The sequence below is a fragment of the Vibrio sp. CB1-14 genome (assembly GCF_040412085.2).
GTDB classification, from domain to species: domain Bacteria; phylum Pseudomonadota; class Gammaproteobacteria; order Enterobacterales; family Vibrionaceae; genus Vibrio; species Vibrio chaetopteri.
This window is the reverse complement of sequence record NZ_CP115922.1, coordinates 191,782-218,704: the sequence shown is the minus strand read 5'-3', so window position 1 is coordinate 218,704 and position 26,923 is coordinate 191,782. Positions and strand designations below refer to the sequence as shown.

Here is a 26,923-nt window from a genome sequence, read left to right as displayed (position 1 = left end):
AGCATGCTGACATCCTCTTGTTATACTTCAGATAATCCCCAATGCCAGCAACAAAAAAAGCAACGCCTCCAGATCCTGAAAGCCGACGAAATTGATGCGCTTTATTGCCTGCCTACTTTTAACCAAACAGAAAGAGAAGAGTACTTCGCGCTCGATGATAAATTGCTCCGCTATGTTCGGTCTCTGTCACGCTTAGAAACACAGTACTATTTTGTCCTGTATCTGGGGTACTTTCGTGCAAAACCCGTTGTACCGCAGTTTCATCTTACTCAAGTACGCAGTGACATCCAGTACCTCAGTCAGCGCTACTTCTTAGGCAAAAAGCCGCAACAGGTCTCTTTAGCTAAAGCAACAAAATCACGCGTTATTAGTCAGGTACTAGCACAGCTGGAATTTTCTACTTTGACACCAAAGCATTCAGCAGCGTTGCAAAGCCGACTGTTTGATGTCGCAACGATTTACAGCGACCCTCGATACTTACTAGATGAAGCTCTCGCTTTCTTCAGTCAACAGCGTATTGCTTTACCTGGTTACAGTACGCTTCAGTCACTGGTGACCACGGTTCTCAGTTCAGAAAGGCAGCGCATTGAAGACATCATGTCCAAAAATTTGTCAGTGGAAGCAGTTCAGGCACTACAGAGCATCATGGAGAATAAAGGAGAGCTTAGCAACTTATCTGAGTACCGTGGCTCTGCCAGAGGGTTTGCGTCTTCCGAGTTAGAACGCGAACTAAATACACACCAAACACTGCAGCGTCTCTATCCAACATTAAAAGCCTTACTCAGTTTACTGCAGCTCTCGCGAGGCAACATGATCTATTACGCCTCTTTAGTAAAACATCGTTCATTATATAAACTACGACGCACACCAAAATGGCAAGGGCTGCTATATCTGGTGTGTTACCTCTACTTTCGATACAGAGAAAACAATGATCGTTTAGTTACAGCATTTTGCTACCGGGTTGAAAAACACCGCGAAGCCGCGAAAGCGTATGCAAGGCAGCGGGTTGCTGATGATCTGGAAGCGGTTCGGACGAAACTCAAAGAGGCTGGCAGTATATTGCGTTTGTTTACTGACCACGATATTGAAGACTCACTTTCACTCGGCGAAGTGCGGAAACGCGCTTTCTCCCTGCTTGAAGCTGCAGATCTGGATAGAGTGAGTCAGCACCTCTGTCAGAACGAGCTCGATCTACGAGATTACCAATGGCAGTAAATAGATCAGCATGCACGTAAAACAGGGAAAATGTTGCGAAAACTCTTTATCGCCATCGATATTGAGACGCTGCAGCCTGCGTTGGCTGAGCAAATCATTGTCGCTAAACGGGAACTGACTCGGCACTCGTCAGTACAGACAATAAATGAGTTCCTGATCCCACCTCGTGAGCAACCATATATTGCCTATGACACACCAGATCCTATACGTTTTGAACATTACCTTTACCAGCGCATTGCGACTTTTATTGAGAGTGGACAGGTTTATGTCACGGAAAGTGAAAAGAACCGCAGGTTAGAAGACGACCTGATTCCTTCCGATACCTGGCGGGCGGATAAAGCTTCGTTGATTGAAAAAACAGGTTTAATACGATTGGCTACGCCAATATCAGAGACCTTGTCCCAGCTTGAAGGGCGCTTTCAGACACTGCTGAAGCGTGTCACACTCAACATAAAAGCGGATGCCAATGAGTTTGTAAAATGCCAACCTCGCTCTAATCAGCTGACTTGGAGTTTGGCAAACCGGCGCTGGAAGACTGCCATCGACAACCCTGTATACAACCAACTCCAGCACAAAGGGATCATCGAGGTGATGCGCTACGTCAGCCGTAAAACGGATTATCTCAGTGCCTTTTCTGCAATGGCATCACGGAAGAAGACCGTCAAAGCGAATGATGAAGATCTGATTGCATGTCTATTTGGCAATGGAGCAAACTATGGGCTTCATCATATTGCATCTGTATCCGATCGCAGCGTGGGCTCCCTCCGCGCAGTCAATGACAGCTACATTCGACCCGAGACCACACAGGCTGCTAACGACCTTATTTCCAATGCAACAGCAAAACTGCCAATCTTTAAGTACTACACCATTAACGAGCAGGCGCCATTTGGCAGTATCGATGGGCAAAAGCATGCTTGTCGCATCAATACCTTCAAAGCCCGATTCTCAGCCAAGTACTTTCGTAAAGGAAAAGGAGTTTCCGCACTGACACTGGTCGTCAATCATGTGCCAGTTAATACAGCCGTAAATGCACCCAATGAGTATGAAGCTCACTTCGCCTTTGACCTTCTCTATAACAATAGTAGTGAGATACAGCCAAGCTCACTAGCAACAGACACCCACGGGGTTAACAGTGTCAATTTCGCATTACTGGACATTTTTGGCTATCAATTTGCGCCGCGTTATGCGCGATTTAAGCGTATTTTTGAAGGCTTGTTTGATGTGAGCGTGACACCAGAGCTAGATATTACTCTGAAGAAGCCTATTAAGCGCAAGCTGATCGAGCAGGAGTGGGACAATATTCAACATATTGTCTGCTCGTTGAGCCGAAAATCAACCAGTCAAAGTACTGTGGTGAAAAAGCTGGCTAATACCAAACGAAGTACTCGTACGCTGCAAGCCCTGCGAGAATACGATCGGTTCATCAAGTGTATTTACGTACTTGAGTATGTCGATAATCAAACACTCCGGCAGTTTGTACAGCAGGCTTTAAATAGAGGTGAGGCCTATCACCAACTCCGGCGTGCCATCGCGTCGGTAAACGGTAATCAGTTTCGTGGTGGTCATGACTACCAAATCGAGCAATGGAATGACTGCGCTCGCCTCATAGCCAACTGTATAATCTATTACAACTCGGCTTTACTATCAGGGCTAGTTGAACGCTTTAAAGAAAAAGGTAACCAAACGGTGGTCGATCTACTGGCTAACCTGTCTCCCGTAGCTTGGAGTCACATTCAGTTGGCGGGTAACTATACCTTTGCCGATGAGCAAGATGCTCTTAACCTTGAAGCCTTGCTGGAAGATGTCAATCCTTTATCAGAAGGGACTTTAGGTGATGATGAAGATGTTTGATAGGTGAGCAATCAACAATTACCACTGAATAAACAAAGGCTTATTAAGGATCGTGGAACTTTTCGTAGAAATGGGCGCAATACCCCTAGTTAGGACCTAGAGCGGGTAGAGCTTACTCTATCATTGGCAGAATCATTTCACCGCGATCTAATTCTGACCAATGTGAGGCATTATGAACCGTCATGTTCTGCTTATAGAAGACGACTTGGTTATGGCTAAAGGTATTGAGCAATCCATATTACATTCCACGTCAAACAATCTGGTAACAACTATCACCACGCTTCAACAGGCGAAATCGATCCCAAGCTTTGAGACCTTTCATCATATTATCTGCACCCTGTCATTGTACCATTGCAGCCACTATTCAATTCTTAAGTTCCTTCACGACATTAAGCAAACCTACCCCACCATCATCGTTACACTGATGCACAAAGAGAATGAAACAGCTTTGCTCAACGCTGTGGCATCAGTGGCTAGAATCGACTTTTTGTTAGATAAACGAGATGCAGCGAGTTACGAACAGATTTTAAGTTCAGGCTCGGTACCCGCTTACACTTGTAAACGTGACATCGAACGCGCGCATTTTCTACTTGGTCTTGACGATAGTCGGTCGCAAACGCTCGCTGAACTCGCCCGCTACACATCACAAAAAGCAATAGCTCTGGATGCCAACATAACTAATGCGGCCATCTCTAAGCGCATTTCAGGTCTAGTAAAAAGTGCGCAGTTTCCACTGGCAAAACTTCTTTTATGGTTTCGAGAGTAAAAATCACCCTTAAATGGACTTAATTTCCATCTCTTGGCGTTAGGGTGGTATCAAATCGCAATGAGGAGATACCCATGAACGCTGCAACCCAAACCTGCTTTATGAACTCTACAACGCCGATTCAACAGGCATATGATGAACAAGGTAACCCAAACTACCTGCGAGAAGGCCAGCTTCTTGAAGGTATCTATATCGGCCTAGAGAATAATGTCTACCATGAACTGCCCGCAATCAGTTCTAGCCAGATCAAAACCTACATTACAAAAGGTGCGGCGCATTATTATCGTCGATATCTCTCAAATATTGAGACTACGCGCACTAAGAATCTAGCTCAAGAGCGCACGCTAGATACAGGGACTATCATTCATGAGTTAATCCTGGAAGGCACCGGCTTCTATGATCGTTACTATCGCCTGCCACTTGAGAAAGACTACCCTGATGCCCTTATCACACAAAAAGAGCTCGTATTGGCATGTGAAAAGCACCAAGTTGAAGTTCCAAAGTCTGCGACTAAGCCTGTCCTAGCTGAGGCACTAAAATCCGCGAATGCTCCAGTAACCATCTTTGACGACGTTATAAAAAACATTGAAGACGACCCTTACAACGAAGATAAGACAGGTTTGGATGGCATGGTGTGGGACAACGCCCATCGAGCTTATAAAACCTTTGAGGAGCACCCAACGGCAAGTGCGTTCATTAGTAATGGCCTAGCAGAAGTGACCTTCATTGCTAAATGCCAAATCACGGGTCTAATGCTTAAATGCAGATTTGACTGGCTACGTTTTGATAACGATGCAGTTGATGTCAAAAGCACGCGTTCAACCTCCATCAACGATTTCGTCAGACAAGCAGGCTCTCTGGGTTACCACTATCAAGAAGCCTTTTACACCTATGTCGCTTCTTTGCTCAATGTCGATCTGGAGGACTTCATTTTTCTGTGCGTTGAATACTTGGAAGCTGACATCACCGAAATCATCCGGGTCCGAAACAAAGAGAGAGCATTCACCAAGACTTTACGAGCTTTGAAAGACTTACAAGCACGTCTTCATGCAGATGATTTTGTAACTGGAGTGAGTAGCGGTGGTGTTGTAGAGGTCGACATCCCTGAGTACTACTAAAAATCAGTCAAGAACTTACCCTTAAACCAAAGGAGAACTGCCACATGTTTAAAAACTCAACGACTTATCAAACACTGCAGGCTGCAAAACCAGAGTACATTAAACGTGCAGCTAGAATGCCCCATTTGGATGCAAATGCAGAGTTTCAACGTATTGAGAATGCAATTGAACAATTTGGATTCGAAATTTACAACGACCTAGACCAAAGCTCTATCTATTACACCGTTTTGGAGATGGCGGAGGTCGCTCTGTCCATAGAGGAGGGGCTCAATCACGCTACCCTTCTATTCAACAAGCATCCAGACTCTGGGGACTATGAGTTATGCTACTACCCTATTTACCATGGCATGATTCAGCTTCTCAAAGAGTCGAATTGCGTAAAGCGTATTGATGCAGCACTGGTATACAACGGAGATAATTTTGTGTTCCAGGGCATCAACAAGGATGTAATTCATGAGGCAACATTCAATTCCACCGGTTTGGAGAATATCCAAGCATTGTATGGAAGGGTTGAGGGGGTCGATGGTGAAATTTACGTCGAAGTTCTGGAGCGCGAATTTGTAGAGGCTACAATTAAACACCATCAGAACAGCCCAGTCGCTTCTTCACTTTGGTCGAATGAATTCGTAACCGTCATGCTCAAGAAGACTGCGCTTCGCCGTGTTATCGCCAGCTGCGTGGATTTATTCTTACACGATAACCCAGAACTCAAAATACGCTTGCAAGCACTTTCACGTATCGAGCGACGTTTTTGGAGCATGATTGAGGCCAACCAGTTCATTGACCATGAGCTGCGACGCAACCAAGCTATTGAGCTCGCCAAAAAGGAAAGCGCTGAAGATACCGCTTTCGCCTTCAAAGTACCTAGTCGCTTCAATGCAAAAGTGGTGACCTCCGAGTACACGCACATCATTGACCGGGTACCAGAAGCATCGGCTACTTCGGCGCCAAGCTATAACGCAGGCTATATCATGGGGCAAAGCACCGAACAGACACCAGAAGTGACCGACTGCAACGTTTTCAGTGGAAGAGGATGGATGGACGATGAATGGTAAAGACACTCAGCTTAAAACTTTACTGAAGAAATTGACTAAGCAAAACCCAAAGAACTTTCTAGGCAAAGATGTTTCTAGCCCCTTGGCGATTGCGACCCTATTTAGTCATCGTACAAGGCAAACAGAGCCTTCAGAGAAGTAAGAAAAAATGAAAGCCATTAACAGATAGCTAAAGATTAAATTGATCCAGTCTCAAAATTGAGAACTTACGTTTAGAACTATGCTAAATCGCTTTCAATCAATACGTTATCAATCTAACAAACATGCACAGAACGTTAATTATGTGGGGTTAATTCAGAAATATAAATTTTGGGTTGCTTAATCTTAAAAACCGTACGCTTCAAAGCCTATACTAATCGAGTGATGATAAGAAGTGCTTTTAGCACTTACAGAAACGTCAAACCATTGGATTAAAAAGATTATTTGTAATCATAAGAATAAGCGGATAGCGTATGATTGAAACGTTAATAGTGTTACTTTGTATTATTGCTGCTCTTAAACTGGTCTATTTCATTATTAACCTATATAAAGAGCTTCGTTTTGTGCTTGATGAAATGTCTCAAATCAAAGACCAACGAATAGCCAGCTCTCTTGCAAAAGAGCGAATTAACAAAATACTTAAGGCATGGCCGCTAAAATGGCTTGATAAGCCTATGAACAGAAAAGAAAACGCCAGCAACTTTTAATCAACATCCTCAATTAAAAAGGCTTGCATGACACTTACCATGCAAGCCCTGTTCTCCGTAGTTATCTCAACGAAAACTACCCTTGATCTAGATTCATTGACCGTCAGCTAACGCATTCATTTCATCGATACTTATCAATGGAGCCTGCCATTCCGCTGGTATCGCCCCTTCAACTGCACCTGCAGACAGCACGATATAACCTTTACGATTCAATATCGTGATCATGTTCTTATGGTAGGTCTCAATCGAAACGGCAGAATAGCCCTGTGCCCTCAAATCATCGTGAACTTGTCGATATGGGTAAACTACCAATCGAGATGAGGCTTCGTGCTTCAAAGGCGCTTCATCTGAAGTAAACCAAATTGTATTTGCCATGAAGGCCAGTATGACCATCTGCAGTGCGAGCAAGATAACTAGAATACGTGTTCCTTTGTGTGAAGAGGCAGAAGAAGCAGCAGTGTTTAGCACCCCTTCCATACGAGACTTCTTATCCTTTGTCTCTTCACTTTCAATCATCTCCTCTAGGTCTTGTTGAGGACCTATCACATCTATCATATTCTCATTCACAGAGTGCTGCTTGTCCGACATGCTCGCCCCCTTAGTCTTGGAAAGTTAAAGTGAGTGGTGCTTGAAGAAAAAACGTGACCTCTTGGAATGCATCCACGTTGATGGTTGGCCAGATCTCTTCCAGCATCTTCACGTAGTAATCTGCAATCCTATCTAGCGCCGTTGCTGTTCCACTTAAACCTGCAGCCGCTCCGATAAAGCCAAGATCAGGAGTTTGAAATCCGCCACCTTCTGAATTAACGTCAATACCGACGACACGCTGAGGAGCAATGCCTTGCGCTAAACCTGAAAAGAAACCTGCCCACATGGAACCTTTTAACACTTCTCCGTTTCGAGCCACCAGCATACCTGGTATTCCGGCTTTACCATCAGCACCAGTGGCATAGCCTTTCGCATTTGATTCGGCTACACGCCCCTGCTCATCAATACACACAATAGATTCCATACGCATATAAGCACGGCGGTCTGATAAAGAACCCACTGCTGAAACCAAAGCTTGGCAATCACGTAAATCAACTCGGTAGTTGTTAGGCAGTAGTGCATCATGTTTGATTCGCACTGCAGCTGGAAGCGGTTCGCGCTTTGAGCCTACCGATGTTGGTGCCTCCATACCAGATAACAGCACACCGGTAATCAAGCTGGTGGTAGGCAGTTGCACCTTATAAGATACTTTCTCAGGTGTAGCTTCTAGTTTGGCTAGTGCTTCTGAAAGCTCGGCTTCTTTCTTATCACGCCAGGCTTGTAGCTCAGCTTCGGATTCTGCTTTCTCAGGCGTCATAATTTCGTTTGCTTTCACAAGGGTTTTTACCTGTCCGTTTTGAAGTAAAATCGTATCGTTCGCCTCATCGACACTTCGTATACCGGAGACTCTATTCGGAAGACTTTGGTTAAGTTGATTAGTGCTTGACGAAGGCCTTGGTACCGAGCTTGGCTCAACGGTTGCCCTATTCCCATTTGCATCCACTGTTACTTGGCGGCTATTGGGAACCTGAGTTCGTTGGTAAGGGGTTCGCTCAAGTGTTTTCTGACCCGTTTTCCAAAGCGTCAACTCATTGTCTAACTTATCGACTTTTTTCCCCATACGTTCCAACTGACTGTATAGTGCATCGTACTCGTAGCTGTTATTGTTGATTTTTGAGCGCTGATCTTCCAGCGCAATACGTGTTAGCTCATCTTGAACTTGCGCCATTTCTTGGCGCTCAAGCAAGTCACCTGTGTTATTTGGCGCGTAAATGGGTGTAATTTTTTTCTTTGCTTCAATTTGATCCGCTATTTTTTCTGGTCGAATAAATAGACTAACAAGCAAAGCTACAACTGCTATTGCACCGAATACAACACCGAAACGTACGGTACTGTTTTCCCAATATTGTTTAATATCCATTGCTCTACCCTCAGTCCAATAATGAAGGACGCAGCCTTCTCGATTTCATTCGAGTCTCATGCAAGCGGTCTCGTACGACGTATACTTCTGTCTTCTCGCCGGGAGCTAAAGTTGTTCGATTTAGGATCCCTGTAGAAATTACATCGTCATCTATCCAACACTGGCTCTCTTCAAGAACAACGTTGTATCGATTTTTATTTTCTACCAGCACCACATCAACAATGCGCCTCGAAGAAATAAGTCGTTGCTTTGTCACCGCATAGGCGTCAAACCTGCAAGGGTATCGAGCAGAGTCTGGAATGTTATCACTTAAGTCGAACCCATTGGGTCTCCCATTACCTGCTACTTGTGCCACGAGCAAGTCGATGGAAGTTTCGTAATCATTGCTTTGGAAGTCCGGATCTGACTGTAGCAGGAGCTCTGACTCCATATCTCTGATCCGCTCTTCTTGCTCTTGTATGTCATGTTGTCGCTCTCGTTTAACCTTGGCTATTTGAGACTTCATGGTCGAATTAAAACGAACTTTTATATCCACCATGGCAGGCATCACATTGAGCGGCACGATGGATACATTGATTTGTGTATCTGGCACCCCTTTTTCAAACATTATGAGTCCAAATGGTGCATCTGACTCAGTAGAGAAATAGACATGTGAACCTTCAACTTTAAGCACTACATTTGGATCGCTAGAGCGCACTGCTATCTCGGAGAAATTGACTTTAATCCGATTAAGAATGTACTTAGCAGCCGGTAGCGTTATGTTGTCACCGGCATTGACTTTATACCGCTGCACACCTTTATATTTCTTCATCATGTTTGCCTGCAATCGTTCCATAGACGATAGTGGCCTAGGCGGCGCTTCGTTGTTTATAGGCTCTACATTGTTAGTTGGCCGAGAGTTTTGAGGGGTTAGTGACACCGCTTTTTCTGCGCCTACAGTGCTGACAGAGCGTCCAAAATCATCTCTTTGACTTTCTGTCGTTAAATTGATGAGCTTTTGCTTTTTTTCAACAGGTAGCTGGTCAACAACTTGCGACATGACGGACTCTACCTGTTCTTCTGTCAATTCTTGCTTGTTGTTGTCCACTGGAACGATGTCTGCCACCTGCGCATAGGTTGGCGTTATCCCTATTCCAACTAGTAGAAGAGCAATTGCCATTGTTAGATTTTTCATTGTGTGGACTCCCTTGAAAAGCGGGCTCTATCGATTTTCGGAGCACCTTCGTATTGGCTGATGTGCATCAGTTTCGGCGTACCAAACGCGTTTTGAATGCTTATCTCATATGTCCATCTGATGGGGCGACTGTTTAGCCTCTCATCGTCTGAAACACGTTTGCTCTTAATACTTCGCTGACCGTATATGATGACCCTGTCATACTTCTCATCGAAGAAAGAATCGACAACGTCGAACTCTTGGTATTGATTGCGAATCGACAAAGCTTTGACGTGTGCTTCAAGTTGAGACGCCATCACTTCATAATCATCACCACGAAGCATTGGTTTAAAAGCATCAAGTACCGTATCGAGAGAGCGCTCATTCGCGTTACCAAGCAGTTCAGCAATAGCGACCGCCCACATTCGCTTCCAAGCCTCATCTGCTTTCTCACCAACTAGTGTGAATGCCTCTGCAAAGTTTGGAGGGGTCACCGTCATCACTGGCTGCTTGGAAACAAGTGAGAAGACCAATACCAAGTTGGCGAGAACACTGATCATAAGCATTGTGGTCAACTTCTTCGCTTGATTGATAGCGGCAGTCCAAGTTCCTTGTCCAGGTGACATAGCTTCTGTTTCATTTTTTTCTTTGCGCTTGAATAAATTCATGTTCAAGTCCCTACTTGTAGAAACGGCGATTGTATGGATTGGGTTTTGAGCGAGTTTGTTTGGTGTTTATTAAGCCGTACCACCAAAGAAGATGTTTAAGTCGACCTCTCGGATATTTGCCTTTGATGTAGGCATACCCAGCTGCAATAAATACCCCAGCAATCATGAAAGGGAGAACGTCTCGTGTGTAGTTACCAATCGCGATAGCGCCGAGAATGATGCCAAGCGTGTCGGATTCAATCGACATCAATGACCATTTTTGATTGATACCTGTTGGAATATAGGTGTGTGTTTCTGGTAGAGCGGGCTTTGCATCTTTGTCTACGTCTATTTTACTCATGAGTAAACGCCTCTATTACTTCGCTTAGCTTCCAGTAAAGACAATGACGTGTGATGATTTCGCAATTAAGCGACCCATCTGACGCAGGTTAAAAAAGTTAACCATTCATTTGTTGAGGCCAGTTCGTTGGCAGCTGGCAATAAAAAAGCCTGCTCAAACAAGCAGGCTGTACGCCAACATCGAAAGTGAAATGGATAGAGCAAGAGAGTGCGAACCTAGGTTGCCATCTCTTCGCATTAGCAAAGAGAACCGAGGTATCTTCGCTAATTTACTCCATTTAAAAGCAGCGTATTGACGTAAGAGCCATCGCTCCCTGTATGCAAAGCAACAGGTTGTATGGCAATACTTGAGTCGTTAGTTTTCATATAGTCACTCATTTTGATTATGCGCGCGTAGTCTAATCGATGTAGCGGTTAAAAAAGTCCGTTTCTTTCTTTTTTATTCGATGTTGTATTTTATTTTCGTCGCAGCATAAAAAAGGCTCCTTTCGGAGCCTAGTTGGTTGGGTAATTGCATTGTGATTAAACAGGCAAACCTGCTGAAAGCATAGTTGTGATGATTGTGTTCAACTGTGCAAGTACGACCATGACGATGATACTAGCCCCTAAACCAACAAGGTTTGGACGTACAATGGAGAAAATAAGCACACCGGCGACCGTAAGAAATGCAACGATCTGGCCAGGAATACCATCGGCGAATGAAATCAAGTCGTCCATTACGCCTTGGAAAGCATCACCACCTGAACCAGCCATAACAAGTGAACTGGCACAAAGTAATGCGAAGGCAAGAGCGTAGCGCAACTGAGAAAGGTTAGATTTAAAAGTGGAGTTTAGTTGACCTAGCATACGACATTCCTTTAGTTGTGTGTTGAAGTCGTAACGAGTATCGATAAGTTCCTCCCTTTCAAATTCTATTAAGCACCCTAATTTTTGTGATCACTAAAAAGAGACAACACTTTTTCTAATCTATTGATTGTTCATTGATTATTAGTTTCTCACAGAAAACTGAGTAAATTATTGATTAAATCGCTTGTGCTAAATTGCATGCAAATCGGGCTAAAATCCTTATTTAGTACAATTAAGCTGCCCAAAAACGTTTTCACTTTTGAACCACTAATACTATTTCACTTAACGCACACTCTTTTCGAGAGCCAATAATAAGTAGAACTTGTCTTGAACGCGGTTTCTACGTTGGGGAAAGGTATGACATCAATCTATCAAAAAGCGCTGGATAAATGGGGCGAAACGTCACAAGTACTCATAGCCACGGGCGAATGCGGAGAACTAATAGCAGAAACCACTCGGCATTACATACAGCAGAAGTCGACCTTAGACGCATTTATTTCTGAGCTTGCTGACGTTTCCATCGTGATGGAACAAATGCAGCTACTATTTGAAACCTGTCGAATAAACAACGAAATCAAGCAAACGCCCCCCGTATTTAAAAACTTAACCGTACCACATTGTGCTGTGCTTACTTCCCAAACGTGCGCTGTATTTATTGCAGAAGCAGTAAGTTACTATATCGAACAAGAAGAGAATCATGATGCTGTGCTGAGTGCCGTCGCTATCGTTACAGTCAGAGTCGATGAAATGAAGAATATAGTTGGTGCTGAGCATTTCGACATCGTAAAGTCTAAAAAGCTAAGCCGGCTAGAAGCGATTATCGATGGTCGATTCGAACATCCGCATAAAATAAAAGCCTCATTGTACCGACAGACGCCATGCTCTTAATCGTCAATTGCAACAGCTCGAAAGCAGGTTAATTACACACAACACCATCATCATTCGCGTCGTTCATGAACTTGTATGCAGCGTGCGCCCGAAGGACAGGAGCGATACCATGGAGGCGAGCTTCGGCACACGAAATTTTGCCATTCTCATTTTCATCGTACAGAGCAAGAGGGTCTAACTGTACGACCTTAACACTCACATCTGTATTTGGTGGATAGAATACCATTTCAACACTACTGCAATTCGATAGTATCGACTCTAATGGGCTTTGTTGCGTAATTCGATGGAACTAAATCAGGAAGTTACGATCTGATCGTCTACATCAGTTAATCATCGTAGCCTTATGCCAAAACCTCGTTATAAAACAACGAACTGGAAACAGTACAACAAAGCCCTAATCAATCGTGGTTCACTCACTTTCTGGATTGATGAAGAAGCCATAAGCGAGTGGAAGCAAAGCAAACAGAGTAAGCGCGGCAGGCCTCGTCAATTCAGCGATCTTGCCATTACAACCGCATTGATGGTGAAACGAGTTTTCTCTATGCCATTGAGAGCGCTGCAAGGTTTTCTAGACTCAGTATTTAAGCTGGCTAACATTCCGCTTGTTTGTCCACATTACACCTGTATAAGCCGTCGAGCCAAGGAAGTTGAGGTCTCATTTAAAACTAAAACCAGAGGTACGATACAGCATCTGGCCATTGATGCTACTGGTCTCAAGGTTTATGGAGAAGGTGAATGGAAGGTCAAGAAGCATGGTACTGACGGGAAGCGCAGAGTCTGGAGAAAGCTGCATTTAGCAGTCGATACCAGCACTCACGAGATAATAGCAGCAGAACTAAGTTTATCTAATGTCACTGATGCAGAAGTCCTTCCTAATTTGCTTAAGCAAACACGTCGACGAATCATCGAGATATCTGGAGATGGTGCTTACGACACAAGGAATTGCCATGATGCCATACGGATTAAGCGAGCTGTTCCGCTTATCCCACCAAGAGAAGGGGCTGCCTTCTGGGAACAAGGACACCCTCGCAATTTATCGGTAGGTTGCCAAAAGCTCTACGGCTCCAACCAGAACTGGAAAAAGCGGTATGGTTATAACAAGCGTTCACTCTCAGAAACAGCCATGTATCGTGTGAAGCAGTTGCTAGGAGGTAGATTAAGCCTGAGAAATTACAATGCTCAGGTAGGTGAAACCTACGCCATGATTAAAGCACTGAACAAGCTTACAGGGCTTGGTATGCCTGAAACTCAGTATGTTGTATAAGAATTACCCAATTTCAGGCAGTTTGGTTTTCTGTCCGAATTACGCAACAAAGCCCAGACTTAGTGAAAGCTAGTTCGGACAACGTTGAACTGTGGCCAGTGAAGACATACGCCTTTCCCAAAGAGCTTTACGCTGAGTTTTTCCGTTCCTTGTTGTCAACTATTCAAAAGCCTATGTTTGTCGAAAGCCACCCAACGGGCAATCGGTCACGATTCATTAGTGGATGTGATATCGACTCAATATTGGCGTTCATCGATTCAAAGATAGAATATTTCCTGTTGAAGTAACACTACTTACGTGAGCTCAAAAAAGAAGAAAGCAAGCGCCTGCTGCTTGAGAAAAAAAATGAGAAGTTAACCGACACAGTAAGTGCTTTGGAAGAATCAAATCGATATTTACATGCGATATTGGTTGAAACAGGTATAAAAGAGAATCAGAAAAACGTGAATGATTTTCAGAAACTGTTGGATCTCTATAATGGTCTTCACATTACGCGGGAGCAATATCTAGCCGACAAAGCATAGCTGATTACACCTTTGGAATCGATTGGCGCCCTGTATTAGAAATACGTTATATAGTGAGGGCGTGCGCTCTCACTATACTCTCGAAACCACCACGACTACTCCTCGAAGCTTGGTTTCTCCACACTAATAGGAACAACTCTAGCTCTTGTCACATTCGTGCCATTTCCTAACGTTACTAAGCTTCGGTCAAGCACCGATACTTGGCTATTTTGGCTCTCTGAACAGCTTCTATTACTCCCTATATGGATGTCGAACTGTGTGTTGCTGCGGTCTAGGGTGATGGACACACCTGGGTGTGTGGTAGTGCCTCGTGGAGGGCGAAGAAGCCTTGTTAATGCGATCTTCGACAGCGTATTTCCATTGTCTAAGAACTCAATACCAGGCAAGTGGCTATCGACGCTGCCCCAGAGCATTGAAGCCGCATCGTTTGGTAGAGCGAAAGCGAGCGAAGACGGGTCAAGTTCGCCGCTTACAATCTGAATGCTAGGATCTCCAGTTGCATGCCACGCGATAATACAGCCCAATCTGCTTTGGCCATCAAGCACAACTCCATCAATCGCCCATTCAATTGTCAGTGGGCACGAAGAAGATAACAGGTCGTAATCACTTTCATAAACAACGTCGTGCTGTGGAGCTGACGCCCAGTGACGAGCGTAAATCGTCTGCTCATCTATGGGTAAGTTCCACTGATTATCGTCGAATAGCGCGATGCTAAACGAAGAAAATGAGAACTGCGCGTGATTGTAGACCGTAACGTTAATGTCGATTTTTTCTAGGCTCATCTTCAATATCACCTATTTGATTCTGAAACACATTGGTTTATCTAACAGTTTGAACTTAAGAGCCTAATCATCCATCCAGCGAAGTGGCATGCGTGAATACAAGCCATTTAGGGTGTTTAGGGCTAGTGTGAATGAGAGTTTCTTATTGGGCATGTTTTCGAGATCATCAATAAGACCCCGTACTTGTTTCTGTATGGTATAGAGACAAAAGATGGCGTAAATCAGCAATATTGAGAGTATAAAAATAGCAACGTACATAGGTTTTCCTTAAGCTTTTTTCAAAGACACGTAGATAACACTAGAGATGATCATCAGTGCGCCAAGTGCTTGCAGCGCAGTTAATTGCTCTCCTAACCAGAGCATTGCGAACAGTGCGCCAAATAGCGGCTCACTCCCCATGAGTAAAGAAACGCGAGTAGGTGATAAGCGACGAACGGCGTAGTTTTGAACAAAGAATGCGAACAGGGTGCAAAACGCAACCAAGTAGAGGGTCATCAACCAAAATGATAGTGAGGTTGGGATTGATATGGCGTCCATTGGCAGAAACAATCCGCATGCAATGATGGCGACGACCGCGACCGTCGCCGATTGAAGGGCTGTCAAAGAGACCGTTGAAATAACGCGCCCTTCTGTCAGGCGTTTTGTCGTAGTGACCATCAAACCGCGGAGACAAGCCGCACCGAGGATCCAATAGTCACCAGAGTTAAATGTAAAGCTTGTGAGATCTGGTTGACTGAGGAGATAGACACCGATAATGCACAAGACAACGAGCGATTTGTAGGTCATGCTCACCTCGTGCTTGTTCACCAGTCTCTCTGCAAACGCTGTAAAAATCACTGAAAGGCTAATTAAGAACGCAGCGTTCGACGCCGTGGTTTTTGAAACACCAATTACTTCACAGAAAAAAATGGCAGAGAGGATAGCGCCTGTCGGTATCGCAGTTATCCAGTCTTTATTTCGTCCTAGCTTAAAATCTCTAATGACTACAGGCAGCAGTGCTATAAATGTCAGACTGAAGCGAATCGCAATAAACATAAGAACAGAGGTAAACACCAGGGCGGACTTCGTCATTCCGTAACTGGTACCCCAAAAAATGGCGACCAGTAACAAAAGCCATTCAGTAACTGGCCACCGGTGCTTTTCATTGTTCACAATTGACAATATATGCATTTTATTTGTCCTCGATCTTGGTAAAGGCGATCACCAATACATCGCGATAAGCATCGAACTCCACATTTTCACGCGTTATTTCACTGACCTGATGCATAGACTGCGCGTCATTTGCGATGATGATGTCCCATGCGTCGGTCATCGTGATCTCCTCAAGTTTCTTACATTGATTATCGGTAATCGTTGTCGTGCCGCCTCGAATGTTGTGTCTAGCAATGAGAAGAGATGAAATAAAAGTGACGCCGTCACGATGCAGTCCTTCAGGGGTCGGTTGTCCAGCCTCATCATTTGCTAGGATTCGGTAAGGGTGAAGCTTGATGTTCCAGTCGTTAGCTTCACCGAGAATATCGTCGAAGCAATAAGCGAGGAAAACAAGCAGACGTTCTAGGCATGGTGAGGTGAGAAAGTCATCAGTCATCGGCTCGAAATAGCGTAATGTGCCACCATTGAGTGAATTGACGGACATAGATTGTTGATAGGGTTCGTGGGGAAGTAGGACTAACTCATTTGAGTGTCTGAGCTTAATCAGTTGACTGTAACGACGATAACGGTATCGACCCCCATCGTTCATATACTTATCGATTTTGAGCTGGTGCCAGTGAGATGCAAACTCAGCTATATCTTGGTCATCAATAAACAGCGCTTCACGTAACATTTGACCTTTCTCGTAAGCGTATGTGTTAGAGCCTAGCTCGTTTGTGATGCGTGTACTGTGGGGAGCAATTAACGTATTCATGACTCACTCCTTACGCTACGTTCGAATCGAGATCGAAACCGGCACGAGCTTTCACTGTTCGTAGACTGCGCTCTTTGGTCACGAGCTTTTCCCACTCGTCTCTGTTTTTTAAGTAACGAGCGTTCTCTGCGTAAATCGCACTTGGTAGCGCTGCGCCTCGGGTTAATGTGAAGGTCACATCGCCAGTGATACTCTCAGAAAGCGTGGAAATATACTGATAGCTCATCTGTTGAGCCAAACTGTTCCAACGTCCTTCTACAGCTTCCATAGTCCAGGCGTCATCATGGACTCGTTTGGCACGCAAAATATCAGTAGGTAGCGTAGCGACGGACAGCAATTTAAACGCAGACATCAATAATGTGGCCGCTGGTGCTTCTCTAATTTCTAGTACCTTCTCGTCTTCTTCCAAATGGTCAAAACCAACATATCGTCCTATCTCATAACCGCCAATGTGTCGATTTAGATAACTGATTAGCTGACTCAGTTGAATTGCGCGACCATTTAATTCAACAGGGTGGCCTTTATGAAAACCAATTTTGATGGTGTGGTTTTCCAAATGATGCTCTGGCTCCCATACTGCCCAAGAAAAGTGACTATTTGGATCAGCGAAATCTTCGGGATTATCCATAACGCCGGACTCGAACTCACGGCACCATAGGTTAGAATCTGAACTGACTTCTCTGCCTTTAAAATGCATGAGACCTTGTTCAGCTAAGTGATCCGTTTTTTCTTCTCTTGATATCGCTGAATACTCGTATGGAGAACCGTAATAGCCGTCAAAGCCTAACGTTTCAATAGCACCGTTGAGTCGACGGAGACTATTTTGAGATTGAGTAGCGGTATGAACAATGGCGTCGCAGCCGAGTTTCTTTGCGGTGTTGACTGCGTGTTGGGCAATGATAGGGCGACTAAGTGATGAACTCACTGGGTAGTCACCTAGATAATAAGCTTGAGATTGAATAGCGGGCAAAACGCCGTACTCAATAAAATCTTGTTTTGCGTCCACAATAGCTAATTCAACATCAAAGTGGTCGCAGACTATTTGTAAGCGTTGTCGGTCATATGTCTCGCCAACGTCAACCACTAAAGCAGTGACTTTAGCTTTACTTTCAGATAGGAGAGACAATAAATACGCACTGTCTAGACCACCACTAAAGAGGGTGAGAATATGTTTACATTGCGTAGACATTAATAATAAATCTTCAATACTTCTCAATTTCTTCATAACGCATTTCCTTTGCTGATGACTTTAAAGAAGGCCATATAAGTATTAATATTGATTCAAAGGAAATAAATAGCTCCAAACGCAAAGGATAATTGCTCTGTGGACAAAAGTAAGTTGATCGGACTATTGCATGAGATGGCAGTTTTCGTAGAAGTCATCGAACAAGGTGGTTTTGCAAAGGCGGCAAAAGTGCTGGGTTGTGCGCCGTCTTCAGTAAGTCGAACTATTCATAGACTTGAAGCTTCGCTGAATGAAAAACTCATAGAGCGTAGCACTAGACATATGGCTTTGACCCCAGTAGGCAAAAAAGTCCATATGCATTGCCTTGAAATGTTGGGTTCTGCTAAGAACGCAGTATTTGCTGCACAATCTGAACAAGAGGATATATGCGGTTCGTTAAGAGTCGCGGCTCCAAAAGCGTTATCACGACAAGTTTTAATGCCAATAGTTTTGGACTTTGCAGAGGCTTATCCAAATGTCGATTTACATTTTAAAGTAGCAGATCACTTTATCGATCCTATGAGTGATGAAGTTGATGTATTAATTCAAATCACAAATTCACCCAAAGAGAATCTTGTTGCTACTAGCCTTGGGCAATGCAGATTAATTCTTTGTGCAAGCCCTGCATATGTAGAACGTATTGGTATGCCATCTCATCCAGATAAGCTTTCAGAACACAACTGTTTGTGCCTAGGAGAGAACCCAAGAGATAAAATCTGGTCATTCTCGTCGAACAGACACTCAACGACAGTGGACGTTAAAGGCAGTTTTGCGGTAAATCATAGTGAAATTCGTCGAGAAGCGGTGCTTCGTGGGCTCGGGGTGTCAGTCTTTCCGGAGTTTGCAGTTCAGTCGTATATTGATAATGGTACCCTTGTACCGCTCCTCGCTGATTGGCATGTGAGTGGTAACTACCAGGGCAAAATTATCGCTCAATATGTGCAATCAAAGTACATTCCTCGACAGCTTCGTGCGTTTGTAGACTATGTAAAAAGTGGTCTTGATAACAACAGGCACTTGAAACTTGAACCTATCAAAGCTTTCTCAATGATGGATTAATAAGTCCAGCGCGGGCTGGTGGCTTTTGTATTAGTGAAGGGACGACAATGAAAGCATACTTTCAATATTTACTACTGGCATTGAGCGGCGCTTCGTTTAGCTCTCACTCTGAGAATGTGGCCGAGGACTTATGGCGAGGGCTGGTTGTCGCACCAGAAAATCGCTGCTCCGACTATAACAAGAAAAAACAATATCCTTATCGAGCATCTTTGGAAACGGACATCATTGGTGAGATGGACGGTAAGATCTATGGCCCGTATAGCGGTAGCTATTTCTCTTCAGCGAAGAATACCGATATCGAACACATAGTTGCGGCTGCAGAGGGGCATGATAGCGGACTTTGCGATGCGTCTACTCAAACAAGGAAAGACTTCGCGTCTGATCTATTGAACCTGACTTTGGCGTCCGCTAAAGTCAATCGATGTAGCAAGCAAGGCAAATGCGATAAAGATGCTGCGAGTTGGCTTCCCGAAGTCAATCAATGCTGGTATGCGAACAGAGTAGTTATGATTAAGCGTAAATATTCTCTGACTGTCGACGATGCAGAAAAGCAGGCATTAGAGTGGCTTTGTTGCGTAATTCGGACAGAAAACCAAACTGCCTGAAATTGGGTAATTCTTATACAACATACTGAGTTTCAGGCATACCAAGCCCTGTAAGCTTGTTCAGTGCTTTAATCATGGCGTAGGTTTCACCTACCTGAGCATTGTAATTTCTCAGGCTTAATCTACCTCCTAGCAACTGCTTCACACGATACATGGCTGTTTCTGAGAGTGAACGCTTGTTATAACCATACCGCTTTTTCCAGTTCTGGTTGGAGCCGTAGAGCTTTTGGCAACCTACCGATAAATTGCGAGGGTGTCCTTGTTCCCAGAAGGCAGCCCCTTCTCTTGGTGGGATAAGCGGAACAGCTCGCTTAATCCGTATGGCATCATGGCAATTCCTTGTGTCGTAAGCACCATCTCCAGATATCTCGATGATTCGTCGACGTGTTTGCTTAAGCAAATTAGGAAGGACTTCTGCATCAGTGACATTAGATAAACTTAGTTCTGCTGCTATTATCTCGTGAGTGCTGGTATCGACTGCTAAATGCAGCTTTCTCCAGACTCTGCGCTTCCCGTCAGTACCATGCTTCTTGACCTTCCATTCACCTTCTCCATAAACCTTGAGACCAGTAGCATCAATGGCCAGATGCTGTATCGTACCTCTGGTTTTAGTTTTAAATGAGACCTCAACTTCCTTGGCTCGACGGCTTATACAGGTGTAATGTGGACAAACAAGCGGAATGTTAGCCAGCTTAAATACTGAGTCTAGAAAACCTTGCAGCGCTCTCAATGGCATAGAGAAAACTCGTTTCACCATCAATGCGGTTGTAATGGCAAGATCGCTGAATTGACGAGGCCTGCCGCGCTTACTCTGTTTGCTTTGCTTCCACTCGCTTATGGCTTCTTCATCAATCCAGAAAGTGAGTGAACCACGATTGATTAGGGCTTTGTTGTACTGTTTCCAGTTCGTTGTTTTATAACGAGGTTTTGGCATAAGGCTACGATGATTAACTGATGTAGACGATCAGATCGTAACTTCCTGATTTAGTTCCATCGAATTACGCAACAAAGCCACGCTCAATCACCGCCTGAGCTCTTTCTACCAGTTCTAGAGCACTCGATTCAAGAATTTCTATCTGTACATAGCTTGGAGGAACCTTATATTGAGACAATAGCGCTCTTAGGCGACTGGTAAAATTGATATCATCCAATTGATAGCTGGATACGTTAATAGACAATTGTATATCCATGCCACATTTCATCCACTCGGACACTTGATGAACGGCTTGAGTCATTACCCAGTCACCAATCTCACATTGTAGCGCGGGAGTTTCTATATCAAACAAAAATTGCTCGGGGTTAACACTCCTTTATCGGGTGATTCCAACGAAGAAGGGCTTCTGCTCCTATCAGCTCATTGCTTCTCAGGTTCATTTTTGGCTGAAAGTATAGTTCCAGCTCATTTTCAGAAACGGCTTGTTCCAACTGTCGCTTTTTAGCATGTCGTTTTCGCTTACTTCTATCATGCTCAGGGTTAAAGAATGACATACTATTCCCCCCCTGCAGTTTCGATTCATACATAGCTAGGTCAGCTTGTCGAATAAGGTGCTCTATATCTGTGACACTATCCGCCTCCGTCATAGTCACACCAATACTCGCAGAGAAGGGCTGAGGGTGAATCAAATCTGTTTTAAATCTCATCGTAGAAATTATATTGAGTAGCTTTGAAGCGTACGATTTTACTTTAGTTTTATTCCGAACATTATTAAGGATAATAATAAATTCATCTCCCCCCCACCTTACTAGAATATCGTTTGAAGGAATATTTTTACTCAAGGTAGAAGCGAGTAACTTTAGTGCCTCATCGCCAACTTCATGTCCAAAAGAATCATTAATCTTTTTAAACTCATCGAGGTCAATAAACAGAACTGCCATATATCGACCGAATTCATTGAATTTTATTAACTCACTGACTTTGGTCACCAATAAGTTACGATTAGGCAGTTTCGTGAGGGGGTCATAGAGTGCAAGTAACTCTAGTTGCTTCTCTTGCTCTTTAAGGCGTGATATATCTGTAAACAGAGCAACAACATTAGATAGCCTATTTTGAGAGTCCCTAACTGCCGTTATGCTGACAAGTTCAGGATAAGCTTGACCATCTTTTCTTACGAGCCATAATTCACCACGCCAAAACCCATTACTTAACACTTTTTGTTTCAGTTGGGCATAGCGAACCTGAGATTCACTTTCATCTATCATTGACTCTAAAGAGTGACCCAATAGTTCTTCTCTACTGTAGTCATTAGCTGAAATAAACGCTTCATTAACTCTTCGAACTAACCCCAAATTATCAAGAATTAAAATACCTTCTCTCGTGTTGTCAAAAACACTCGCTGACATTCTCAATTCTTCTTCTGCATGGCTCTTTTCCGTTACGTCTAGATATGTCCCAAACATCTCTATCGGTTCACCAGTCTTTTCCCATTTCACCACCTGTCCTCGAGCGAGTATCCAAAGCCATTGTCCAGATTTATGTTGAACACGACATTGACATTCATAAACTTCAAGAGAACCTTCAAAGTGGCGCTTTAATTGTTCTTCTGATTGAACAAAATCTTCTGGGTGACAGAGCTTTTCCCAAGTCTTGAAAGTGAGTGGTTCAAGCTCTGCTAAGCGATAGCCGAGCATCTCTGCCCATCTTTCATTAAATTTAACTTCACCCGACTTTATATTCCAGTACCAAGTGCCAATTTTGGTTGCTGCAATAACACTATTCAAATCTCTCTGTTCTTCCAGCAGCTTCATTCGCGTTGCTTTGATTGTTGAAAACATCTGGTTTACAACCCGAATAAAACCATCAATTTCATTATACCCACTGAGCTTCAACTCCTGATTGGGAATGGTATTGACTTCATCAACTTCTAACTGAAGCTTTAAACTCGCTAAGGGTTTCGATACAAACCGTTGTAAAAGAAAATATAATATCGATAAGATAACAGCGTTAAGTATTAGACCTGAGAGTACGGCATGAAAAAGCGACTCATACATCTTATCCTTAATAATGCTATCAGAAACACTGATCTTTACTTTGCCAATCTCCTCACCGTTTGGTGATTCAATAGGCATGCTTGTTATGACAAACTCATCACCAAACAAATAGCCCTTTTCCTCGTCACACTCTGAAATTTCACCATTAACTTTTGTTACACCCGAAACATAGTTATCTCGGTTAAGAATTTTGGCGAACTGATTGTCATAAACCACAATAGCTTGGTAATTTCTTTCTCTTGCTTCATTTAAGATGATTTTTTTATATTCATTAATAGCATACGCTTGCATCAAAGGAGCAATATTATTACTCAGTGTAATTAAGCTCATTTCAACTTGTTTATTGATGTGCTTTGAGAGTGCTTGTTTTTCAATTGAAAGAGCAATCGTTGTATAGATAGCTATCACGAGACTGATGCTAAGCATGATAACTAGCATGGTCACTCTTATGAGAGCGACGGACTTGGAAGAAGCGTTCATTTTCCCCATCAGGTTCCTTTCTAATCCAAACCGAGGACATTTCTTTTAATTTCTTCTTCTTGGCTATCAAGGGAATTTTTGTCCACAGCAAGCACCTTAAGTTCTTGTGTTGATTCAATCTTCGTCCCTTGCCAAAACTCATAAACAGTCTCGACTGAACGCTCTCCTATTTTAAAAGGTTGTTGCATCGCAGCTCCAACAATAACACCCGTTCTGAGCAACTCCAGAAACTCTGGCTCTGCATCAAAACAAATCAACAAAACCTCCTTCCCTTTACCCATTTTCGCGATACCATCAAGAGCAGCTTGATACCTGTTCGAACCTTGTAGCCAAATAGCACGCGTTCTAGGATTTTTTGTTAAGATTTCGATTGTATAATCAAATGTTTCCTGATAACTAAAATCCACTTGCTGATAAAGACCATTAACATCTATACCACTTTCATCAAGAGCAGCAATGAAACCTTGTGTTCTCTGTTGACCATTCACTCTCATCTGGGGAATAGCGATAATACCTACGGTGCCGTCAACACTTGAGCTACGCTCCATCTTAGCTGCAAGCATTTTTCCTAAATCATAGGCTCCTTGGAGATTGTTTGATTTTATGTAGGACAAGTAGTCGCCACTCTCTGCTCCAATATCGGCAATGACAACAGGGATCTGGGCTTGTTTTGCCAAATTAAGCAAGGTCACCGCGGCAGAAGAATTCGTTGGAGACATGATAATGGCATCAGCCTTCATATCGATGGCCAATACAAGATTTTCTAATTCTTGTTTAGCATCATTGTTGGCAGAGAGGACAAGCACGTCGTAATCATAGACGTTTGCTTTCGAAGTAACTCCTCTCCTCATAATTTCCCAAAAGGGTATTCTCAAATCTGAAACAAGATAAACCAGTTGCTTTTCAGACGTTTCTCCATCCATAGAGAGAAAGAGCAAGCATAACACGATCATCTTTTTCATAATGGTCTCCAACCAAACTCTAGTTAGCAACACATGTAACGCTGGACTTAGCAACATAGAACTAACATTATTATATTAGTATAAATTAATGTAATGTCTTTACTGCCTTCATAACAAATGAAACTCCCCATCCCTTAAAGTGATCATCATATTGCGCTACCGAGGTCGATCCTAATCAGCTTCTGCCTCCTTATCACGCAGAACATTTACAAAGAAGTACTATCTCCACTTTTCTAGCAAAAAGTCAGCCCATTCTTTCGAAATGAACTTAAAGTCTACTGCTTGTTCATCCCGAGATAGCACCAGATAGTACTCAACTTCACTCTTATCTCTGGGAGTCATTAGCCAATAGGTGATGCTCTGTAGTAAATATATGCTTTTCTTATTTCCATACTTGTTCCTAATTTTCACGCTATACAATAGGCATTCAATATATCGATTAGACCGCATAGCACCAATCAGTTCAGACGATTTTTGTGGGTAAGTTATCTTTTATAAGCAATGGTAAATATCTGTTTTTAATGATAAAAAAAGGCCAGCCCTGTAAGAGGATTGGCCTTAAATCATTGAATGTAAATCAATCTAGGAGTGCAACCGACTGCTGTGCAATCACAAATTCTTCATTGGTTGGCAAGCTATTAGTACAGCACACACTTTAAACACATTACAGCTTTCCTCCAACAAACTTTTGGACAAAAGTCATCTACGCAAAATCAAATATTAGCAATTAATAACGACAGGGATAGTAAATAGCTAAACTGACGTCCAGGACACACCGGATCAGATGGAAACCTCTACCCTACGATGACGTCACTCATCTTAAGAAACACACCTGTGGTCACCATCGCGGTAGCAACATGTCTGAGTTTTTCAAAGTAGTCTAGCTCTTGTAACGGAACCCCAATACCCCCTTGTTAGCCCGCTCCGTGCGTCATTAGGGTCACGGTATCTACGACCTATATCAGTTTGAAAATCTCCAATAAAGATTCGCTCGCTGTATGTACACGTTATTATCTTGGATGAACTTGAGTACACTGCTGCTACAGCTCTCCACGACCAAATCTATAAATGAGCTTTCCTGTTGTCACTTTATCATTAACACTCTCTCTTGTTCCCTTGGCATAACGCCAATCTGTTTGAATCGCCCAATTGTTATTAATTTTGTAGTGAAGGCCTAGACCTCCGTTAACTTGAAACGTTTTTTGTTTTCTGTCCATGTCTTTCATCGCTTCACCAAAGCCAGCGGTAAAAAAAGGCCTTAACGAAGAATCACTATTGAAATAGTAAAGTGCATTTACACTATAGTTTTCGTAAGTAACCGACTGCTGAGTTTGAACATCATTTAGTTGAGCTCGGGTATAAGTTAAGTGGCCTGAGAGTTCAGGTGAAAAATGTAAACCAAGGGAAAATGTCGCTCCAATACCTGGCTCCAATGACCAACTGTTAGCAGGGGCGACATGACTGACACCCGCAGATACACCTACGATACTGTACGTCACGGGATCTTGCGTTGTTTGTGAGTAATAATCACTTCTATGTTTTTTTGAACCTGTTGTCGTGACCAGCTCATATTGAACCTGGAACCTAAACTGCCTCTCGGTACTTCCATTGGGCAAGTTTGTTTCTTGAACCCCCATGAAACCAGAACCCGCAGTCACTAAGTCGCGACCCGCTAAGTGGTTGACACCTCTCCCAAGGCTATCAACAGGATCTAAGAAAAACAGTGTAGTGCTCCCTAACGTCGAGGAACCTAGAACTGTTCCGCCACTGAGCCTAATCTGTTGCTCTTTATGATATGCCCACTCACCATACACCCAACCCATGATGGGTGTTACGAATAAATCTTGTATAGAGGGGACTTCTGCAAATGCTTCTACACCGTACTCCCAGTAAAACGTAGACATCAATGTGGAATATAGAAATGAGTCCCACTGACGGTAACCAGACTTTCTTGCCGACTGATAGTAGACACCACCGAAATAAGGATGCCCAAGGTAATTGATATACCAAACATCACGATCCCAAACTGGTCCTTTACTGACATTGTTCCACCATTTCTCCATTAATGGATCACCGTTTTTTTCCCATTGAGTAATAGAGGTAGGCATTAGTGCTAACACTCCAGCGACTCCCAGCCCATAGGCCCCTATTGATTTAGTTTGGGACCACAAACGCTCGGCATCCTCACCATTTTCAGCGGAGAACAAAGAGACTCGATAGGGAGAATGGTACACATCATCCCAATGATCCATTTCCTCCCACGCCGAGTTGGAGTAGCTATTCGCTGAATAAATCGTCAGGCTTGTGATGTCATTGGCATCCTCTAACTCGCTGACAGAGTTATATCGCCAGTGAGTTGTTGTAATGACAACATTCTCACTACTTAGCTTAAGCGTTTTTCCGGTGTTACTTGCAAACGCTGCGGACATCGAAATGGTCAACACTAGCCCTAGCTGGGCAGTGATAAACGGTATATTCATTGGAGCACCTTTAAACATCACATTGCATATAATGGGGCGTCGACAATAAATGCCTTGCAAAGTGACTATTAAATTGGAGAGGCTTCTATTTTCAAGAGATGTTGAACAATATAGT

General features: G+C 43.4%; 26 protein-coding genes and 1 pseudogene. 10 read left to right on the top strand and 17 right to left on the bottom strand.

The window, feature by feature from the left end; genetic code table 11:
• The first annotated feature begins 3 nt into the window (after positions 1–3).
• The 6 genes and pseudogenes from PG915_RS25155 to PG915_RS24935 all read left to right on the top strand — a co-directional run bounded on the left by PG915_RS25155 (position 4) and on the right by PG915_RS24935 (position 6,691).
• A pseudogene (locus tag PG915_RS25155) lies at positions 4–3,066 on the top strand (Tn3 family transposase).
• 172 nt (positions 3,067–3,238) lie between these two features.
• The gene (locus PG915_RS24955) at positions 3,239–3,832 is read left to right on the top strand and encodes a hypothetical protein (RefSeq protein WP_353500303.1); all 594 of its coding nucleotides are present in this window, start codon (positions 3,239–3,241) and stop codon (positions 3,830–3,832) included.
• A gap of 74 nt (positions 3,833–3,906) precedes the next feature.
• Entirely contained in the window at positions 3,907–4,950 is a 1,044-nt protein-coding gene (locus tag PG915_RS24950; RefSeq protein ID WP_353500302.1) for a PD-(D/E)XK nuclease-like domain-containing protein, read from the top strand.
• 44 nt (positions 4,951–4,994) lie between these two features.
• Entirely contained in the window at positions 4,995–6,005 is a 1,011-nt protein-coding gene (locus PG915_RS24945) for a recombinase RecT (RefSeq protein WP_353500301.1), read from the top strand.
• Positions 5,995–6,147 (top strand): hypothetical protein, encoded by a 153-nt coding sequence (locus PG915_RS24940; protein ID WP_367357794.1) that lies wholly within the window; start codon positions 5,995–5,997, stop codon positions 6,145–6,147. Before PG915_RS24945 ends, PG915_RS24940 begins: the two co-directional genes overlap by 11 nt.
• A 310-nt stretch (positions 6,148–6,457) precedes the next feature.
• On the top strand, positions 6,458–6,691 hold the full coding sequence (locus PG915_RS24935; RefSeq protein ID WP_353500300.1) for a hypothetical protein: 234 nt from the start codon (positions 6,458–6,460) through the stop codon (positions 6,689–6,691).
• A 93-nt stretch (positions 6,692–6,784) separates the two neighbouring features.
• On the opposite strand, the gene PG915_RS24930 is transcribed toward PG915_RS24935, so the two are convergent.
• The 6 genes from PG915_RS24930 to PG915_RS24905 all read right to left on the bottom strand — a co-directional run bounded on the left by PG915_RS24930 (position 6,785) and on the right by PG915_RS24905 (position 11,645).
• Complete coding sequence (locus PG915_RS24930) at positions 6,785–7,279, bottom strand: hypothetical protein (protein ID WP_353500299.1); 495 nt, start codon at positions 7,277–7,279, stop codon at positions 6,785–6,787.
• A gap of 10 nt (positions 7,280–7,289) precedes the next feature.
• A complete protein-coding gene (locus PG915_RS24925) occupies positions 7,290–8,639 on the bottom strand; it encodes a TraB/VirB10 family protein (protein WP_353500298.1) in 1,350 nt (449 codons plus the stop codon).
• A gap of 10 nt (positions 8,640–8,649) precedes the next feature.
• A complete protein-coding gene (locus PG915_RS24920; protein WP_353500297.1) occupies positions 8,650–9,813 on the bottom strand; it encodes a hypothetical protein in 1,164 nt (387 codons plus the stop codon).
• Positions 9,810–10,460 (bottom strand): TraE/TraK family type IV conjugative transfer system protein, encoded by a 651-nt coding sequence (locus tag PG915_RS24915; protein ID WP_353500296.1) that lies wholly within the window; start codon positions 10,458–10,460, stop codon positions 9,810–9,812. Before PG915_RS24915 ends, PG915_RS24920 begins: the two co-directional genes overlap by 4 nt.
• A gap of 10 nt (positions 10,461–10,470) precedes the next feature.
• Complete coding sequence (locus tag PG915_RS24910) at positions 10,471–10,800, bottom strand: type IV conjugative transfer system protein TraL (protein WP_353500295.1); 330 nt, start codon at positions 10,798–10,800, stop codon at positions 10,471–10,473.
• Between the two features lie 521 nt (positions 10,801–11,321).
• Complete coding sequence (locus PG915_RS24905) at positions 11,322–11,645, bottom strand: hypothetical protein (protein ID WP_353500294.1); 324 nt, start codon at positions 11,643–11,645, stop codon at positions 11,322–11,324.
• Between the two features lie 357 nt (positions 11,646–12,002).
• Here PG915_RS24905 and PG915_RS24900 point away from each other — a divergent pair, with 357 nt between their 5' ends.
• Entirely contained in the window at positions 12,003–12,533 is a 531-nt protein-coding gene (locus PG915_RS24900) for a hypothetical protein (RefSeq protein WP_353500293.1), read from the top strand.
• Between the two features lie 28 nt (positions 12,534–12,561).
• Here the strand turns inward: PG915_RS24900 and PG915_RS24895 are convergent, their stop codons facing one another.
• Positions 12,562–12,759: an excalibur calcium-binding domain-containing protein gene (locus PG915_RS24895; RefSeq protein WP_353500292.1), complete on the bottom strand. Its 198-nt coding sequence runs from the start codon at positions 12,757–12,759 to the stop codon at positions 12,562–12,564.
• A gap of 117 nt (positions 12,760–12,876) precedes the next feature.
• Between PG915_RS24895 and PG915_RS24890 the strand changes: the two genes are divergently transcribed.
• On the top strand, positions 12,877–13,797 hold the full coding sequence (locus tag PG915_RS24890) for an IS5 family transposase (protein WP_353500279.1): 921 nt from the start codon (positions 12,877–12,879) through the stop codon (positions 13,795–13,797).
• 619 nt (positions 13,798–14,416) lie between these two features.
• On the opposite strand, the gene PG915_RS24885 is transcribed toward PG915_RS24890, so the two are convergent.
• The 5 genes from PG915_RS24885 to PG915_RS24865 form a co-directional block, all read right to left on the bottom strand.
• On the bottom strand, positions 14,417–15,103 hold the full coding sequence (locus tag PG915_RS24885; RefSeq protein ID WP_353500291.1) for a hypothetical protein: 687 nt from the start codon (positions 15,101–15,103) through the stop codon (positions 14,417–14,419).
• 63 nt (positions 15,104–15,166) lie between these two features.
• Positions 15,167–15,361: a hypothetical protein gene (locus tag PG915_RS24880; RefSeq protein WP_353500290.1), complete on the bottom strand. Its 195-nt coding sequence runs from the start codon at positions 15,359–15,361 to the stop codon at positions 15,167–15,169.
• A 9-nt stretch (positions 15,362–15,370) separates the two neighbouring features.
• Positions 15,371–16,273: a DMT family transporter gene (locus PG915_RS24875; protein ID WP_353500289.1), complete on the bottom strand. Its 903-nt coding sequence runs from the start codon at positions 16,271–16,273 to the stop codon at positions 15,371–15,373.
• 1 nt (position 16,274) lies between these two features.
• Complete coding sequence (locus PG915_RS24870; protein WP_353500288.1) at positions 16,275–17,009, bottom strand: 2OG-Fe dioxygenase family protein; 735 nt, start codon at positions 17,007–17,009, stop codon at positions 16,275–16,277.
• A 10-nt stretch (positions 17,010–17,019) separates the two neighbouring features.
• The gene (locus PG915_RS24865; RefSeq protein ID WP_353500287.1) at positions 17,020–18,234 is read right to left on the bottom strand and encodes an argininosuccinate synthase-related protein; all 1,215 of its coding nucleotides are present in this window, start codon (positions 18,232–18,234) and stop codon (positions 17,020–17,022) included.
• Positions 18,235–18,333: 99 nt separating this feature from the next.
• Between PG915_RS24865 and PG915_RS24860 the strand changes: the two genes are divergently transcribed.
• Positions 18,334–19,293 (top strand): LysR family transcriptional regulator, encoded by a 960-nt coding sequence (locus tag PG915_RS24860; RefSeq protein ID WP_353500286.1) that lies wholly within the window; start codon positions 18,334–18,336, stop codon positions 19,291–19,293.
• A 47-nt stretch (positions 19,294–19,340) separates the two neighbouring features.
• The gene (locus PG915_RS24855; protein ID WP_353500285.1) at positions 19,341–19,898 is read left to right on the top strand and encodes a GmrSD restriction endonuclease domain-containing protein; all 558 of its coding nucleotides are present in this window, start codon (positions 19,341–19,343) and stop codon (positions 19,896–19,898) included.
• A 13-nt stretch (positions 19,899–19,911) separates the two neighbouring features.
• On the opposite strand, the gene PG915_RS24850 is transcribed toward PG915_RS24855, so the two are convergent.
• The 5 genes from PG915_RS24850 to PG915_RS24830 form a co-directional block, all read right to left on the bottom strand.
• Complete coding sequence (locus PG915_RS24850) at positions 19,912–20,832, bottom strand: IS5 family transposase (protein WP_353500279.1); 921 nt, start codon at positions 20,830–20,832, stop codon at positions 19,912–19,914.
• A 64-nt stretch (positions 20,833–20,896) separates the two neighbouring features.
• Complete coding sequence (locus tag PG915_RS24845) at positions 20,897–21,184, bottom strand: EAL domain-containing protein (protein ID WP_353500284.1); 288 nt, start codon at positions 21,182–21,184, stop codon at positions 20,897–20,899.
• A gap of 13 nt (positions 21,185–21,197) precedes the next feature.
• Positions 21,198–23,324: a sensor domain-containing protein gene (locus PG915_RS24840; RefSeq protein WP_353500283.1), complete on the bottom strand. Its 2,127-nt coding sequence runs from the start codon at positions 23,322–23,324 to the stop codon at positions 21,198–21,200.
• Positions 23,325–23,386: 62 nt separating this feature from the next.
• Entirely contained in the window at positions 23,387–24,328 is a 942-nt protein-coding gene (locus tag PG915_RS24835; RefSeq protein ID WP_353499453.1) for a substrate-binding domain-containing protein, read from the bottom strand.
• Between the two features lie 1,040 nt (positions 24,329–25,368).
• The gene (locus PG915_RS24830; protein ID WP_353500282.1) at positions 25,369–26,808 is read right to left on the bottom strand and encodes a DUF3943 domain-containing protein; all 1,440 of its coding nucleotides are present in this window, start codon (positions 26,806–26,808) and stop codon (positions 25,369–25,371) included.
• Between the last annotated feature and the right edge of the window lie 115 nt (positions 26,809–26,923).